This window comes from Pseudomonadales bacterium, assembly GCA_024234165.1.
Taxonomy (GTDB): domain Bacteria; phylum Pseudomonadota; class Gammaproteobacteria; order Pseudomonadales; family UBA5518; genus UBA5518.
In genome coordinates, this window is record JACKOP010000002.1 from 159,856 (window position 1) to 175,828 (window position 15,973).

Below are 15,973 nucleotides of genomic sequence, written 5' to 3' on the forward strand. Positions count from 1 at the left end.
CTCATACCTTGCGGTGCGCCCCTGCCCAGTACTGCGCGCGCAGCGCCTTCTTGTCCGGCTTGCCGACGGGAGTCAGCGGGATCGTGGGGACGAAATCGACCGACTTCGGTGCCTGTACCGAGCCCTTCGCGCGTTTGACGGATTCGATGAGCTCCATCACGAGCGCAGCATCGCCGTTCATCCCGGGTCGCAGCACGACCAGCGCCTTCACCGCTTCGCCCCAGTGCGCATCGGGAACGCCGATCACTGCCGCCTGCGCTACCGCCGGGTGTGCCGACAACACATCTTCGACTTCGCGCGGAAACACGTTGAAACCACCGCTGACGATCATGTCCTTCTTGCGGTCGATGATGTACAGGAAGCCCTCGTCGTCCATGCGCCCGATATCACCGGTGTGCAGCCAGCCGCCGGCAAACGCTTCCGCAGTCTGTTCCGGCAGACCGAGATATCCCTTCATCACCAGCGGTCCGCGCACGCAGACCTCACCGGGCTCGCCGGCAGGCACCGGACGATTGTCGTCGTCGAGCAGCGCGAGGTGGATCCATGGCGCCGGACGCCCACATGAAGCCAGACGCTGCGGCCGTGACAGATCGTGTTCGCGCCGACGCAGGTTGGCGAGCGCCATCGGGGCTTCGGACTGGCCGAAGAACTGGTAGAAGATCTGCCCCCACTTTTCGATACCTTCACGCAGACGTCCAGGACTCATCGCCGACGCGCCGTAGAAGATCGTCTCGAGGCTCGACAGGTCGGCAGTCGCCGCACGCGGTGAATCGAGCAACATGTAGATCATCACCGGCACCAGCATCGTCGCCGTGATGCCGTGCTGCTCGACCATGTCGAAGAACTGATCCGGTGTGAAGCCGCGCGGCACATAGAACGCTCCTCCGCGTTGCAGCACCGGAATGAAGAACGCTGCCGCTGCATGTGACAGCGGTGTACAGATCAGCATGCGCAGTTCTTCGGGAAACTCCCATTCGGCCATCTGCAGCATGCTCAGGTACGCACCACCACGCGCCGTCGACATCACACCCTTGGGCTTTCCCGTGGTGCCTCCGGTGTAGATGATCGAGGTCACGTCGTCGGGCCGTACGTCCGGTGCGACCAGCGGCTGCGCCGTGAAATGCGTTGCAAGCTCCAGATAGTCCTCACCCGCTGTCGTGGGCCCGAAAGCCAGCAGCCTCTTCAGCCCCGGCACACGCACGCGCAGTTCCGCGGCACGCTGCTCGAACGCGGGCGCATCGTAGATCAACGTCTCGATGCCCGCGTCCATCAGCACGTAGGCGTGGTCGTCGAGCGACCCCAATGGATGCAAGGTGGTACCGCAGCATCCGGCGATCTGCATTGCTGCCAGGTTTGCCAGCACTTCGGGGCGGTTGCCCGATAACACCGCCACTCTTGAACCGACCCCGAGTCCTTGCGCCTGCAGCACCTGGACCATGCGACTGGTCTGCTCGCGCATCTGGGCGTAACTGAGCACGGTGTCGCCCAGCAACAGGCACGGACGATCGTCGTAGCGATTCAGCCCTTCGATCATCAACTGGGCCATCAGCGGTGGTTCGTGGATCAGATCGGCGCTCATCGGCAAGGAACCTCACGGGCAGACGTCGGGGCGAAATCGTGGTGCACGAATCACTCGGGGTGTCAGTGCTTCTCGTACTTCAGCACGGTTTTCCACCAGGAGCGTGGCGCCAGTGTGTGCCAGATCTCGAGCAGTTTGGCCTCGCCGGGGTAGATTGCCTTGCGCCCGCGCTCGAACGCAGTCTCGATCTGGTCGACGATCTTCTCCGGATCGTTCAGCCGTCCGCTTGTGTTCGCCTCGCGCAGCGCCTGCGCTGCGTCGGTAGCGAGCGACTGCTGCATCAGCGGCGTATTCACCGCCGGTGGCATCACGACCGCGATGCGCAATGCAGTGTGTCCGAGTTCATTCGCCAGCGTCTCGCCGATCACGTTCACCGCAGCCTTGGACGCTGCGTACGCACCCAGATGCGGTGTCAGTGCGGTGGCTGATACCGAGCCGAACAGGATCACGTCACCACGATTGCGCGCCAGCATGGCCGGCACCACCGCACCGATCATGTGCAACGTGCCGTAGTAGTTGACCTCGATCAGTCGCTGCGCCTGCTCGAAGGTGGTGTCCATAACGGTGTGGCTCGGCATGATTCCGGCGGCATGCGTCAGCCGGTCGATCGCACCGAGGTCGCGCTCGACTGCAGCGACGCATGCCTGGACCTGCTCCTGGTCCGCGACGTTGCAACGCAGCGCCCGGATGTTCGGGAAACGCGCAGCCGTCTCTGCCAGCGCCGCCTCGTTCATGTCGAGGATCGCGACCTGCGCTCCGCTTGCCGCGAGCCGCAGCGCCGAAATCCTGCCCATGCCGCTCGCACCACCGGTGACCAGCGCCACCTTGCCATGAAAAGCCATGTCCGGTTCTCCTGCCCGCAAAGGATGAAAAACACGCAGAGTTTAACCAGCACGCATCCGCTTCCGCAGTGATGTCGCATGACCATTTGTTCAGGACACATCGGACGACCCGAACCACGTAGAATCCGCTGCAGACCTTGGTATCAGCGACGGGGCGCTGGGGTGAAATCGATCGGCGTGCTTTTCGTCTGCCTTGGGAACATCTGTCGCTCACCGGCCGCACATGCCGTATTCGCGGCGATGATCGAAAGTCGCGGTCTTCAGACACGCCTGCACGTCGACTCCTGCGCAACCGCATCCTTTCATATCGGCAAGCCGCCCGACCCGCGTTCCGTGGCAGCCGCCGCACGCCGAGGCTACGGCGTCCCTGCGCGCCCGGCCAGACAGATCACCGACGCCGACTTCCTGCACTTTGACTACATCGTTGCGGTCGACCGCAACAACCTGCGTACGCTGCAGGGCTGGGCTCCGGCTGGTTTCAGCGGCACGATCGAACTCCTGACACGCTTCGACCCGACGAGTGGAGGCGAGGACATCGCTGATCCCTTTTACGGTTCGCCGCAGGACTTCGACACAACGCTTGTGCTGATCGAACGCAGCATTACCGCACTGTTCGCGCATCTCTGCCGGGTGCATCGGCTATAATGCCGCGCCCCGCACGCGGGGCTTTTTTCTTTTCCGCGAGACATGCAAGCACCCCCATGACCGACCGTACGCTCGAGAATCTGAACGTGGAAACGATCCGGGAACTGATCACTCCCGCCCAGTTGAAGACCGAAATGCCACTGACGGCAGGCGTCGACTCCGCGATCCGCTCCGCGCGGAGCGTGGTACGGGACATCCTCGATCGTCGCGATCAACGCCTGTTCCTCGTGGTTGGTCCGTGTTCGATCCACGATCCGGCAGCAGCGCTCGACTACGCACGTCGTCTGCGTGAACTCGCGCACGAAGTCGAAGACACGCTGTTTCTGGTGATGCGCGTCTACTTCGAGAAGCCACGCACGACTACCGGCTGGAAAGGCCTGGTCAACGACCCGCACCTGAACGATTCGTTTCGCATCGAGGAGGGGCTGCGCATCGCGCGCAAGCTGCTGATCGATATCGTCGCGCTCGGACTGCCGGCGGCAACCGAGGCGCTCGACCCGATATCACCGCAATACCTGCAGGACCTGATCGCCTGGTCGGCAATCGGTGCACGCACCACCGAGTCGCAGACACATCGCGAGATGGCCAGCGGGCTCTCGTGTGCAGTCGGCTTCAAGAATGGCACCGATGGCGGACTGACGGTCGCGATCAACGCCCTGAAGTCGGTGAGCAGCCCACACCGATTCCTTGGCATCGACAGCAAGGGTCGGGTGGCGGTGATCCATACACGCGGCAATGCGCATGGCCACATCGTGCTGCGTGGAGGAACCCAGGGGCCGAACTACGACTCAGTGCACATCGCACTCTGCGAGCGTGAACTGGGCGCTGCCGGGGTGACCCGGAATATCGTCGTCGACTGCAGCCACGCGAATTCGAACAAGGACCATGCACTGCAGGCGCTGGTACTCGACAACGTTGCGAACCAGATCATCGAAGGGAATCGCTCGATTGTCGGCGCCATGCTCGAGAGCAATCTCGAGGCAGGCAACCAGCCGATTCCGGCCGATCTGTCACGGTTGCGCTACGGCGTTTCGGTTACCGACGCCTGCATGGACTGGAACGATACCGAACGCGCGATCCGCTCCCTGCGCGACAAACTGCGTGACGTCCTGCCGCAGCGCACCCTGTAGAAGCGAATCAGAACAAGCCGACGATATCACCGTTGGCATCGAACCCTATACGCTCGGCTGCCGGCATCCGCGGCAAGCCGGGCATCGTCATGATGTCACCGCACAGCGCCACGGCAAAGCCGGCGCCATTCGCCAGCACCACATCACGCACGCTGAACGGATGATCGACCGGGGCTCCGAGCTGTGTCGGGTCAGTGGTGAAGCTGTACTGCGTCTTGGCGATACAGACCGGATACCCGCCTGCAATCGCATCGTACTGACGGAACTTCTCACGAATCCTCTGCCCGGCCACAACTTCACCCGCACCGTATACCTGCTGCGCCACCGTACATACCTTGTCCCACAACGGCAGATCATCGGCATACAGCGGCCGGAACCGCGAGCGACCCGAATCGGCCAGCGTGCGCACCACGCGTGCAAGCGCTTCGGCACCGGCACCGCCCTCGCGAAAGTGCGTGGTCTCGATCGACTCGCAACCCAGCCGCGCACACTCGAACGCGAGCAGCTCGACCTCGGCATCGGTATCACTGTCGAAGCGGTTGATCGCCACCACGACCGGCACCCCGAACAGGCCGATATTGCGTACATGCCGTGCGAGGTTCGTGCATCCCGCTCGCAGCGCTTCGAGATTTTCCCGCCCGAGGTCTTCACGGCGTTGTCCACCGTGCATTTTCAGCGCCCGTGTCGTCGCCACCAGCACGGCGGCATCGGGATGCAGACCACCGAGACGTGCCTTGATGTCGAAGAACTTCTCGCCGCCGAGATCCGCGCCGAAGCCGGCCTCGGTCACCACATAGTCGGCGAGCTTCAGTGCGCTGCGCGTCGCAATCAGCGAGTTGCAGCCATGTGCAATGTTGCCGAACGGCCCGCCGTGGACCAGCACCGGGTTGTTCTCGAGCGTCTGTACCAGATTCGGCTGCAATGCATCGCGCAGCAGCACTGCCATGGCCCCGGCAGCCTTCAGCTCGCGTGCATGTACCGGTACGAGATCGCGCCGGTAACCAATCACGATGTTTCCCAGGCGCTGTTCGAGGTCGTGCAGATCCTGCGCCAGACAGAGGACGGCCATCACTTCCGAGGCGGGCGTGATGTCGTAGCCGGACTCGCGCACCAAACCGTTCGCTGCGCCACCGAGACCAATACAGATGTTGCGCAAACTGCGATCGTTGATGTCGACGGTGCGCCGCCATGTCAGACGTCGCGGGTCGAGCTGCAAGGCATTCGACCAGTGCAGGTGATTGTCGGCCATGGCGGCAAGCAGGTTGTGTGCTGCGCCTATCGCATGGAAATCGCCGGTGAAATGCAGGTTGATCTCTTCCATCGGCAGCAGTTGTGCGTGGCCGCCACCAGTGGCTCCACCTTTCATGCCGAAGCAGGGACCGAGACTCGGTTCGCGCAGCGTCAGCAATGCACGCGCGCCGATGCGCGCCAGACCGTCTGCCAATCCGATCGCAACCGTCGTCTTGCCTTCACCGGCGGGGGTCGGCGAGATCGCCGTGACCAGGATCAGTCTGCCGTCAGGACGTGCTTCCAGCTCCTGCAGAAATCTCCGCTCGATCTTGGCCTGGTAGCGTCCATACGGGATCAGGGCATCTGCGGGAATCATCGCGCGCGCAGCGACCTCCGCGATCGGCAACGGTTGCGCCGCTCTGGCAATCGCGATATCGGGCGGGAGTGGTGATGATGGAGACATGCCGCTCACAGCGCAGGCTGCACAAGACCCAGGTGATTACGCCTGGTTCAGGTGTAGTACGCGTTCGTGCGTATCGAATGGTCGGTCACGTCGTGGACTTCCGTCAGCTCGGAAAATCTCTCGAGCAACGTACGCTCCACCCCGTTCTTCAGCGTGGCGGCAACCATGCCGCACCCCTGGCAACTGCCGCCGAACTGCAGCACGGCCACACTGCCGTCCACTTCCACGAGATGCACCTCGCCGCTGTGCGAAGCAAGCTGCGGATTGACTTCATTGTAGAGAACGTAATTGATCCGATCCTCGAGAGGGCTGTCCGGATCGACTTTCGGCAGCTTGGCATTGGGCGCCTTGATCGTCAGCTGCCCACCCATGCGGTCAGCCGCATAATCGACCAGTGCTTCCTCCAGAAACGGCACACTGCGGCTATCGAACCATGCCTCGAAGCCATTGAAGAGCCTGTGTTCATCCTCGCCCTGGATATCGGCATCACGACAATACGCAATGCAGGTCTCGGCGCGCGGCGTGCCCGGGTTGGTGATGAACACCCGCACCCCACGCACGTCGGGATCCTGCTTCGACAGCAGCCCGACGAGGTATTCCTGGGCCGATTCGGTGATCGTGAGCATCTGCCGGCAATCCTCTCGCACGAACAACGCGTAATATTTTACTAATTTGCTCGGGTATTTGCGATACTCTGCGTGAGGATTGCCGCTTCCCCGGAGATCACGGCCAAGCCTTTGTTACCATGCGGTTTTTCCCGATCTGTACCAACTTGCGCTCCCCACCCGGAACATGCCACCGATGACCGATTGCAGCCCGACACTCCGCAACGCCCTCACCGAACGCATTCTGGTACTCGACGGAGCGATGGGCACGATGATCCAGGCGCACCGGCTCGACGAGGCGGATTTTCGCGGCGAGCGTTTCGCCACGCACCCGCTGCCGTTGCGTGGCAACAACGACCTGCTCTCGCTGACCCGATCCGATATCATCGGCGCCATCCACCGTGCCTATCTCGAAGCCGGTGCGGACATCATCGAAACCAACACCTTCAATTCGACAGCCATCTCGCAGGCCGACTACGGCCTCGGCGCATTGGTGCGCGAACTGAACGAATCCGGTGCGCGTCTGGCACGGGAAGCCGCCGACGAGTTCAACGCGCGTGATCCGCAACGTCCGCGCTTCGTTGCCGGGGTGATCGGACCGACGAGTCGGACCGCATCACTCTCCCCCAAGGTCGATGACCCGGGATTTCGCAACGTGCGCTTCGAGGAACTCGCAGCCGATTACCGCGTTGCGATCGAAGGTCTGATCGCCGGCGGTGTCGACATCCTGCTGATCGAGACGGTTTTCGACACCCTGAACGCGAAAGCCGCGATCTTCGCCTGCGAGCAGTTCTTCGACGAGCACGGCAAGCGCTGGCCGGTCATGATCTCGGGGACGATCACCGACGCCAGTGGCCGTACGCTCTCGGGGCAGACCGCCGAGGCGTTCTGGTACTCGGTGGTGCATGCCCGCCCGCTTGCGATCGGGTTGAACTGTGCTCTCGGCGCGGAACAGTTGCGCCCGCATGTGCTGGCGCTGGCAAAGATCGCGGACACGGCGCTCAGCGTGCATCCGAACGCCGGGCTTCCGGACGAGTTCGGCAACTACAACCAGGATCCGCCCACCATGGCGGCGATCATCGGCGATTTCGCCGAGCGTGGCATGGTGAACATCGTAGGCGGCTGCTGTGGCACCACGCCCGAGCATATCCGCGCGATCACCGAGCGTGTGGCCAGCATCCCCCCGCGGGTGATTCCTCCACGTCCGCATGCACTGAGGCTTGCGGGGCTCGAGCCGCTGACGATCACGGCCGACTCGCTGTTCGTCAACGTCGGCGAGCGCACCAATGTGACGGGTTCGGCACGTTTCGCGCGACTCGTGCGCGAGGGCGATTTCACGACTGCACTCGAGGTCGCTCGCCAGCAGGTCGAGGCCGGCGCACAGGTCATCGACGTCAACATGGACGAGGGAATGCTCGACTCGCGAGCGGCGATGGTGCGATTCCTCGAGCTCGCGGCGGCAGAACCCGACATCAGCCGCGTACCCGTAATGATCGACTCGTCCAAATGGGAAGTGATCGAAGCTGCGCTGCGCGTGGTGCAAGGTCGCTGCGTGGTCAATTCGATCAGCCTCAAGGAAGGCGTCGAACCCTTCGTAAGCCAGGCGCGGCTGGCGCTGCGCTACGGCGCAGCGGTCGTGGTGATGGCGTTCGACGAGCAGGGCCAGGCCGACACGGTCGAACGCAAGATCGAGATCTGCACACGTTCCTACCGCATTCTGGTCGATGAGGTCGGCTTCATCCCGCAAGACATCATCTTCGACCCCAACGTGTTCGCGATCGCCACCGGCATCGAGGAGCACGCGAACTACGCGGTCGACTTCATCGCCTGCTGCCGCCATATCCGTGAACATCTTCCGGGCGCGCTGGTGTCGGGCGGAATCAGCAATGTTTCATTCTCGTTCCGCGGCAACGATCGCGTGCGCGAGGCGATTCACGCGGTCTTCCTCTATCACGCGATCCGCTCCGGGCTCGGCATGGGAATCGTCAATGCCGGCCAGCTCGCGATCTACGACGAAATCCCGACCGAACTGCGCGAACGCGTGGAGGACGTGGTACTGAACCGCCGTACCGATGCGACCGAACGGCTGCTCGAGACCGCCAGCCAATACGCCGGCGCCGGCACGCAACAGGCAGCAGAGGACCTCGAGTGGCGTTCGTGGCCGGTGGAAAAGCGGCTCGAACACGCGCTGGTCAAGGGCATCTCGACCTGGATCACCGAAGACACCGAAGCGGCACGTCTGCAGGCCACACGCCCCCTCGACGTGATCGAGGGGCCACTGATGGCCGGAATGAACGTGGTCGGTGACCTGTTCGGCACGGGACGCATGTTCCTGCCGCAGGTGGTGAAGAGTGCCCGCGTCATGAAGCAGGCGGTGGCGTACCTGCTGCCGTACATGGAACACACGGGTGAAGAACGACGACGCAACGGCAAGGTGCTGATGGCTACCGTGAAGGGCGACGTGCACGACATCGGCAAGAACATCGTCGGCGTCGTGATGCAGTGCAACAACTTCGAGGTGATCGATCTCGGCGTGATGGTGTCGTGCGAACGCATTCTGGCGACCGCACGCGAACATGCGGTCGACGCCGTCGGACTGAGCGGACTGATCACCCCGTCGCTCGACGAAATGGTGCACGTGGCGTCCGAAATGGAACGACTGGGCTTCGACATCCCGCTGTTGATCGGTGGCGCCACCACTTCGAAGGCCCATACGGCAGTAAAGATCGAACCCGCGTATCGCAACGGCCCCACCATTTACGTGCCGGACGCCTCCCGCGGCGTGACCGTAGTGACACAACTGCTGAGTCCGGAACGGCGCACGGCGTTCATCGACGAGCGCCGCGCCGAATACGCCACGATCCGCGAACGCAACGCCGCCAGCAGCAAACGCAAGCCACTGCTGCGATTCCACGATGCGGTGGCCAACGGGCTGAACCTCGACTGGGCGGGATACCAACCGCTGCGCCCCTCGTTCACCGGCGTACGCGTATTCGCCGACATCGCCCTGGAAGGGCTGCTGGAGACGATCGACTGGACCCCGTTCTTCATATCCTGGGATCTTTCCGGCAAGTACCCGGCGATATTCAACGACCCACGCATCGGCAGCGCCGCGCGCACGCTGTTCGATGATGCACAGGCGATGCTGCACCGCATCATCGACGAGAAACTGCTGGTCGCACGCGCCGTGCTCGGTTTCTGGCCGGCACAGCGCGAAGGAAGTGACGACGTCGTACTGTTCAAGGACGAATCCCGCCACGAGCGTCTCGCCACGCTGTATTTCCTGCGCCAGCAACAGCAGCACGCCGATCGCAAACCGAACCGCAGCCTGGCCGACTTCATCGCGCCGGCCGGAGGACCGCCGGACTGGATCGGAGCCTTTGCGGTCAGCGCGGGCTTCGGTGCCGAAGAGCTTGCGGAACGCTTCCGCCGTGAACACGACGACTATTCGGCAATTCTCGTCAAGGCACTGGCCGACCGCCTCGCCGAAGCACTGGCCGAATACATGCACCGTGAAGTGCGCCGTACGCTGTGGGGCTACGCGGCCGACGAAACGCTGAGCAACGAGGATTTGATCGGCGAACGCTACCGTGGCATTCGCCCGGCGCCCGGCTACCCTGCCTGCCCGGACCACACCGAGAAGCGCACGCTGTTCGCACTGCTGGACGCTGAACGCCAGGCAGGCATCCAGCTCACGGACAGTTTTGCGATGTACCCGGCCGCATCAGTCAGCGGCTGGTATTTTGCACACCCGGAGGCACGCTACTTTGCGGTCGGACGCATCGGTCTCGACCAGATCGAGGATATCGCACGACGCAAGGGAATCAGCACCGCCGAGATGGAGCGCTGGCTACGATCGAACCTCGCCGGAACCTCTGCCGAAATTCCCCAAACAGAAGCGTCATGAAGCGTCGCAAGATATCGCGAAACCTTCTTTTGTTATAAGAAAACAGTTCTTTTATAGCCATAAGCATTTTGTTAAGGTGCGCGCCGCTGCTGCGCCGCTCCTTGAGTCACCCCGGTTCCAGAAGGCGGTGGCAGCTCAGACACTGCAGGTGCCGGCACGCCGACGATGTACCAATACGACGAACACGACCAGCGCATGCTCGACGAACGCGTCCGCCAGTACCGTGGCCAGACGCAGCGTTTCCTGCGTGGTGAGCTCAGTGAGGCGGAATTCCGTGCATTGCGTCTGCGCAACGGTCTCTATGTGCAGCGGCTGGCACCGATGCTGCGCATCGCGATTCCGTACGGCATGCTCGCCAGCCGCCAGCTGCACAAGCTCGCACACATCGCGCGCCACTTCGACAAGGGTTATGCGCACTTCACGACGCGCCAGAATGTGCAGTTCAACTGGCCACGCCTGGAGGAGGTGCCGGACATCCTCGCGGAACTGGCCAGCGTGCAGATGCATTCGATCCAGACCAGCGGCAACTGCGTGCGCAATACTACCGCCGACCAGTTCTCCGGCGTGGCCTGTGACGAGGTCGAGGACGCACGGCCCTACTGCGAACTGATCCGCCAGTGGTCGACCTTCCACCCGGAATTCAATTTTCTGCCGCGCAAGTTCAAGATCGCGGTATGCGGCTCGGTCGCCGATCGCGCGGTGGTACGTGTGCACGACATCGGCCTTGTCATCGTGCGCGACGAGGCGGGTACGACCGGTTTCGAGGTGATCGTCGGCGGCGGGCTGGGGCGGACACCGATGATCGGTACGACGATCCGCGAATTCCTGCCCGCAGCCGAACTGCTCGGCTACCTCGAGGCGATCCTGCGCGTATACAACCAGTTCGGCCGACGCGACCATCTGTTCAAGTCGCGCATCAAGATTCTGGTAAAGGCACTCGGTGCAGATGAGTTCCGCTCACGCGTCGAACGCGAGTGGGAAACGACACGTCGCACGGTGCCACCGCTCACCGAAGCCCAGATCGAGCGGGCGCGCTCGTACTTCACGGCGCCTGCCTATCCAGCCATGGACGTCGCAGCCTGCAGCGCACAGCTCGCCGCCTGGCGCGCCGGTTCGCGTGCATTCGACCGCTGGATGGAACGCAACGTCACGGCACATCGAGTACCGGGCTACGCCATCGTGACCCTGTCACTGAAGCGCACCGGCATCGCACCCGGCGATGTGACCGACCGCCAGCTCGAGACGATCGCCGGACTCGCCGACGAGTATTCGGGTGGCGAGGTGCGCGTAACGCACGAGCAGAATCTGGTGCTCGCCGACGTGCCTCAACCACGACTGTTCGCCCTCTGGGAGGAAGCCAGAGCAGCCGGGCTCGCGACGCCGAACATCGGCATGCTCACCGACATCATCTGCTGCCCGGGCGGCGATCTGTGTTCACTCGCGAACGCCAAATCGATTCCGGTCGCAGAGGCGATCCAGCGTCGTTTCGACGATCTGGACTACCTTCACGATCTCGGCGAAATCGACCTGAACATTTCCGGCTGCATGAACGCCTGCGGGCATCATCACGTCGGACAGATAGGCATCCTCGGCGTCGACAAGAAGGGCGAGGAGTTCTACCAGATATCGCTCGGCGGCAACCAGGGCAGCGACGCCGCGCTCGGTACGATCCTCGGACCATCCTTTGCCCAGAGTGAAATTCCCGCCATCGTGAGCCGCATACTCGAACTCTATGTCGTGGACCGCCTCGACGACGAGAGCTTCATCGAAACGTACCGCCGAATCGGCATCGAATCGTTCAGGAAGGCCGTCTATGTCACTTCTCCTTAGTCACGGCAGGATCATCATCGACGACTGGGTCGAGCTCGATGCGGAATTCGACAGCGCAGCACACTTGCCGGCGGGCAAGCTGATCGTGCCGCTATGTGTGTGGAACGCGCGACGCGAGGAACTCCTGGCTCGCGACGCCGCTGTCGGCATCCGGCTCGCCAGCAGCGAACATCCCGAAACGATCGCCGATGCACTCGATGACGTCGCCCTGGTAGCGATCGACTTCCCGGTGTTCAGCGACGGACGCGGCTATTCCCACGCTCGCGTACTGCGCGATACCTATGGCTTTGCGGGCGAACTGCGGGCGGTCGGTGACGTGCAACGCGACCAGCTGTTCCTGATGCGCCGCTGTGGCTTCGATAGCTTCCGGATCCGCACCGACCGGGACGCGACCGACGCACTCGCCGGATTCGGCGAGTTCTCGGGCGTCTATCAGTCCAGCACGATCGATCCGCACCCTCCCCTGCTGCTGCGCGAGGCCTGCGGCGGTGCCTGATATACTGCGCCGCGCACACAAACGGGCAGCACGCCGTTGGAACACTCTAGCGTCACGTTCTCATTCTTCCTGATCTTCACCGGCGCAGCAGCGTTTGCCTCATTCGCACTCTATACGCGCCAGCCGCTACTGATCGCCTACATCGCACTCGGTGCACTGATCGGCCCCTACGGCCTGTCACTGATCACCGATCTCACCCTGCTGCAGGACATCGCACACGTCGGCATCATCTTCCTGCTGTTCCTGCTCGGGCTCGACATGCAGCCGCGGGCGCTGCTGACCACGATACGCAACTCCACCGTGGTCGCATTCGCGAGTTCGCTGTGTTTCGCACTGGTAGGCGCCGGCGTGGCGAGCGTCGCCGGCTTCACGCGCACCGAGGCCCTGATCATCGGCCTCGCAATGATGTTCTCGAGCACCATCATCAGCATCAAGCTGCTCCCCACGACCGTGCTGCACCATCGCCATACCGGCGAGCTGATGGTCGGTCTGCTGCTGCTGCAGGACATGATCGCAATCTTCGTGCTGGTCGCGTTGATGGGCAGTCGCCATGGCGATTTCCAGATCGGTGCGCTGCTGACGGCACTGCTCGCATTGCCGGCGCTGGTGGTCGTGGCCGTGGTTCTGGTGCGCCTCGTCCTGATCCGTCTGATCCAGCGTTTCGATCATTTTCGCGAATACATCTTCCTGCTCGCGATCGGCTGGTGCCTCGGGCTTGCCGAACTGGCTTCAGTGATGCGGCTGTCACCGGAGATCGGGGCCTTCGTGGCCGGCGTGTCGATCGCCTCCAGCCCGATCAGCCAGTACATCGCGATCAGTCTGAAGCCGCTGCGCGACTTCTTCCTGATCCTGTTCTTCTTCTCGCTGGGCGGCAGCTTCGACCTTGGCGTGCTCGACCGGATCTGGGTCGTGGCGCTGCTACTCTCAGCAGCAATGTTGGCGCTGAAGCCGCTGGTGTTCCGCTTCCTGCTCGGACGCCTCAGCGAAACGCCTGCGCTGGCGTGGGACATCGGACTGCGGCTCGGACAGAACAGCGAGTTCTCGCTGCTGATCGCCTACATGGCAGCCGGTTTCGGCATGATCGGCAAGGACGCATCCCATCTGGTCCAGGCGACGGCCATCGTGACCTTCGTCGCCTCGTCCTATGTCGTGGTTCTGAACTGCCCCAACCCGATCGCGATTTCCGACCGCCTGCGCCGCGACTGACCGGCTCTACGTCGCGAAATTTTCGCGACTGCTGGGCTTGATATTTGCTACCTGCAATCGCAATATCCGCGCCCACCCTGCGGACACCCCTCCAGAGGACCAGACAGAAATTGAAAGCGAACGGCAACGCAAACTGGACGCCGGCCGATGCGGCCGAGCTCTACGGCATCAGGAACTGGGGCGCAGGATATTTCGACCTCGCCGACGACGGAGCCGTCACGGTGAACGTCACCAGCGACGGCCAGCGAGTGAGTGTCAGCATTCCCGACATCATTGCCGGCATGCAGCAGCGCGGGCTGCAGATGCCGGTGCTGCTGCGCATCGAGAACCTGCTCGACTCCCAGCTCACGCTGATCAACGAAACCTTCGCCCGCGCGATCTCCAACCTCGGGTACCGGGGTTGCTATCGAGGCGTGTTCCCGATCAAGGTCAACCAGCAGTGCCAGGTGATCGAGGAGATCGCCCGCTTCGGCGCCAGCTACGGGCACGGTCTCGAGGCCGGCAGCAAGGCGGAACTGCTGATTGCGCTCGCGAGTCTGGATCCGGACAGCAGCCACATCGTCTGCAATGGATACAAGGACGAAGAGTTCATCACGCTCGGCCTGCAATCGCTGAAGCTCGGGTACCGCTGCACCTTCGTGATCGAAACACCAACCGAGCTGCCGGTGATCCTGGCCTGTTCACGCCGGATCGGCGTGCGCCCTATCCTCGGCTTGCGCGTGAAGCTCGCATCCAGGGTCGGCGGTTACTGGAACGAGAGCAGCGGCGATCGGAGCCTGTTCGGACTCACGACCTCGCAGATCGTCGAGGTGATCGACGCGCTGCGCGAGCACGAGATGCTGGACTGCCTGCAGCTGTTGCACTACCACCTCGGATCGCAGATCCCGAACATTCGCGACATACGCAGCGGCGTGCTCGAGGCGTGCCGCTACTACGTGGACCTGGTCAAGGAAGGCGCAGCACTCGGCTACCTGGATCTGGGCGGAGGACTGGCGGTCGACTACGACGGGACCCAGACCAATTTCGAATACAGCAAGAACTACTCGCTCGACGAATACTGCACGGACATCGTCGAGACGATCATGACGACGCTGGATCCGGAAGGCATCGCGCATCCGGTGATCGTGACCGAGTCGGGTCGTGCCACCGTCGCTTATTCTTCGGTGCTGCTGTTCAACATTCTCGACGTCACCCGTTTCGAATCCGGCAGCGTCCCGGAGCAGATCGATCCGGCAGAGCACGACCTGATCCGCAACCTCGCCGAAGTGTTCGCCAACGTCAGCGTGAAGAACCTGCAGGAATGCTACAACGACGCGGTCTACTACCGTGACGAGATTCGCGAACTGTTCAAGCGTGGGCAGATCCGCCTGCGTTCGCTGTCGCTCTCGGAGCGCCTGTTCCTCGAAATCGTGCGTGCGATCGTACGCGAGTCACAGGGTGCGAAGCGCCTGCCGCCTGGCCTGGAAGGACTCGAGGATTCGCTGTCGGACATCTACTACGGCAACTTCTCGGTATTCCAGTCACTGCCCGACGTATGGGCGATCGAACAGGTGTTCCCGCTGATGCCGGTGCACCGCCACCGCGAGAAACCGACGCGCCAGGCGATCATCGCCGACATCACCTGCGACTCGGACGGCAAGATCGATCGCTTCATCAATCCTCGCGGGTTGCAGAAGACGCTGCCGGTACATCCGCTGCGCGAGGGAGAACCGTACTATTTCGGCGTGTTCCTCGTCGGCGCCTACCAGGAGACACTGGGCGACCTGCACAATCTGATGGGCGACACGCACGTGGTCAGCGTACGCATCAACGGCGATGGCAGCTTCGACTTCGTGCGCGAGATGAGCGGAGACAGCATCGCCGACGTGCTGAGCTACGTCGAATACCAGCCGCAGCAACTGCTGGAGCAGTTCAGGCGCACCGCAGAGCGCGCCGTGCGCAGCGGCCGCATTGCACCGGTCGAACGCCAGAACGTGCTGGAGCTGTTCAGCGCCAGCCTGCGCGGCTATACCTACTTCGAAGACTGACACAAGGAGCGTA

11 protein-coding genes are annotated in these 15,973 nt (G+C 62.8%); 7 read left to right on the top strand and 4 right to left on the bottom strand.

The features are described 5' to 3' along the window. Position 1 precedes the first annotated feature (1 nt). Both H7A12_06450 and H7A12_06455 read right to left on the bottom strand, forming a co-directional pair. Entirely contained in the window at positions 2–1,579 is a 1,578-nt protein-coding gene (locus H7A12_06450) for an AMP-binding protein (GenBank protein ID MCP5320454.1), read from the bottom strand. 62 nt (positions 1,580–1,641) lie between these two features. After that, on the bottom strand, positions 1,642–2,421 hold the full coding sequence (locus H7A12_06455; protein MCP5320455.1) for an SDR family oxidoreductase: 780 nt from the start codon (positions 2,419–2,421) through the stop codon (positions 1,642–1,644). A 162-nt stretch (positions 2,422–2,583) separates the two neighbouring features. On the opposite strand from H7A12_06455, the gene H7A12_06460 reads away from it, so the two are divergent. Together H7A12_06460 and H7A12_06465 are read left to right on the top strand one after the other, a co-directional pair. Further along, positions 2,584–3,066, top strand: a complete 483-nt coding sequence (locus H7A12_06460; GenBank protein ID MCP5320456.1) for a low molecular weight phosphotyrosine protein phosphatase — start codon at positions 2,584–2,586, stop codon at positions 3,064–3,066. A 56-nt stretch (positions 3,067–3,122) separates the two neighbouring features. Beyond that, on the top strand, positions 3,123–4,196 hold the full coding sequence (locus tag H7A12_06465; GenBank protein MCP5320457.1) for a 3-deoxy-7-phosphoheptulonate synthase: 1,074 nt from the start codon (positions 3,123–3,125) through the stop codon (positions 4,194–4,196). 7 nt (positions 4,197–4,203) lie between these two features. Here the strand turns inward: H7A12_06465 and H7A12_06470 are convergent, their stop codons facing one another. Further along, positions 4,204–5,889, bottom strand: coding sequence for a formate--tetrahydrofolate ligase (locus H7A12_06470; GenBank protein ID MCP5320458.1), 1,686 nt, complete (start codon positions 5,887–5,889; stop codon positions 4,204–4,206). Positions 5,890–5,936: 47 nt separating this feature from the next. Next, entirely contained in the window at positions 5,937–6,515 is a 579-nt protein-coding gene (nfuA, locus tag H7A12_06475) for a Fe-S biogenesis protein NfuA (GenBank protein ID MCP5320459.1), read from the bottom strand. A gap of 175 nt (positions 6,516–6,690) precedes the next feature. Here nfuA and metH point away from each other — a divergent pair, with 175 nt between their 5' ends. The 5 genes from metH (at position 6,691) to speA (ending at position 15,960) form a co-directional block, all read left to right on the top strand. Next, positions 6,691–10,401 (top strand): methionine synthase, encoded by a 3,711-nt coding sequence (metH, locus tag H7A12_06480; GenBank protein MCP5320460.1) that lies wholly within the window; start codon positions 6,691–6,693, stop codon positions 10,399–10,401. Positions 10,402–10,566: 165 nt separating this feature from the next. Continuing rightward, complete coding sequence (locus tag H7A12_06485) at positions 10,567–12,231, top strand: nitrite/sulfite reductase (protein ID MCP5320461.1); 1,665 nt, start codon at positions 10,567–10,569, stop codon at positions 12,229–12,231. Beyond that, positions 12,215–12,727: a DUF934 domain-containing protein gene (locus tag H7A12_06490; protein ID MCP5320462.1), complete on the top strand. Its 513-nt coding sequence runs from the start codon at positions 12,215–12,217 to the stop codon at positions 12,725–12,727. The genes H7A12_06485 and H7A12_06490 overlap by 17 nt, the downstream gene beginning before the upstream one ends. A 36-nt stretch (positions 12,728–12,763) precedes the next feature. Further along, positions 12,764–13,933: a cation:proton antiporter gene (locus H7A12_06495; protein ID MCP5320463.1), complete on the top strand. Its 1,170-nt coding sequence runs from the start codon at positions 12,764–12,766 to the stop codon at positions 13,931–13,933. A 110-nt stretch (positions 13,934–14,043) separates the two neighbouring features. Then, a complete protein-coding gene (gene speA / locus H7A12_06500; GenBank protein ID MCP5320464.1) occupies positions 14,044–15,960 on the top strand; it encodes a biosynthetic arginine decarboxylase in 1,917 nt (638 codons plus the stop codon). Positions 15,961–15,973: the final 13 nt, after the last annotated feature.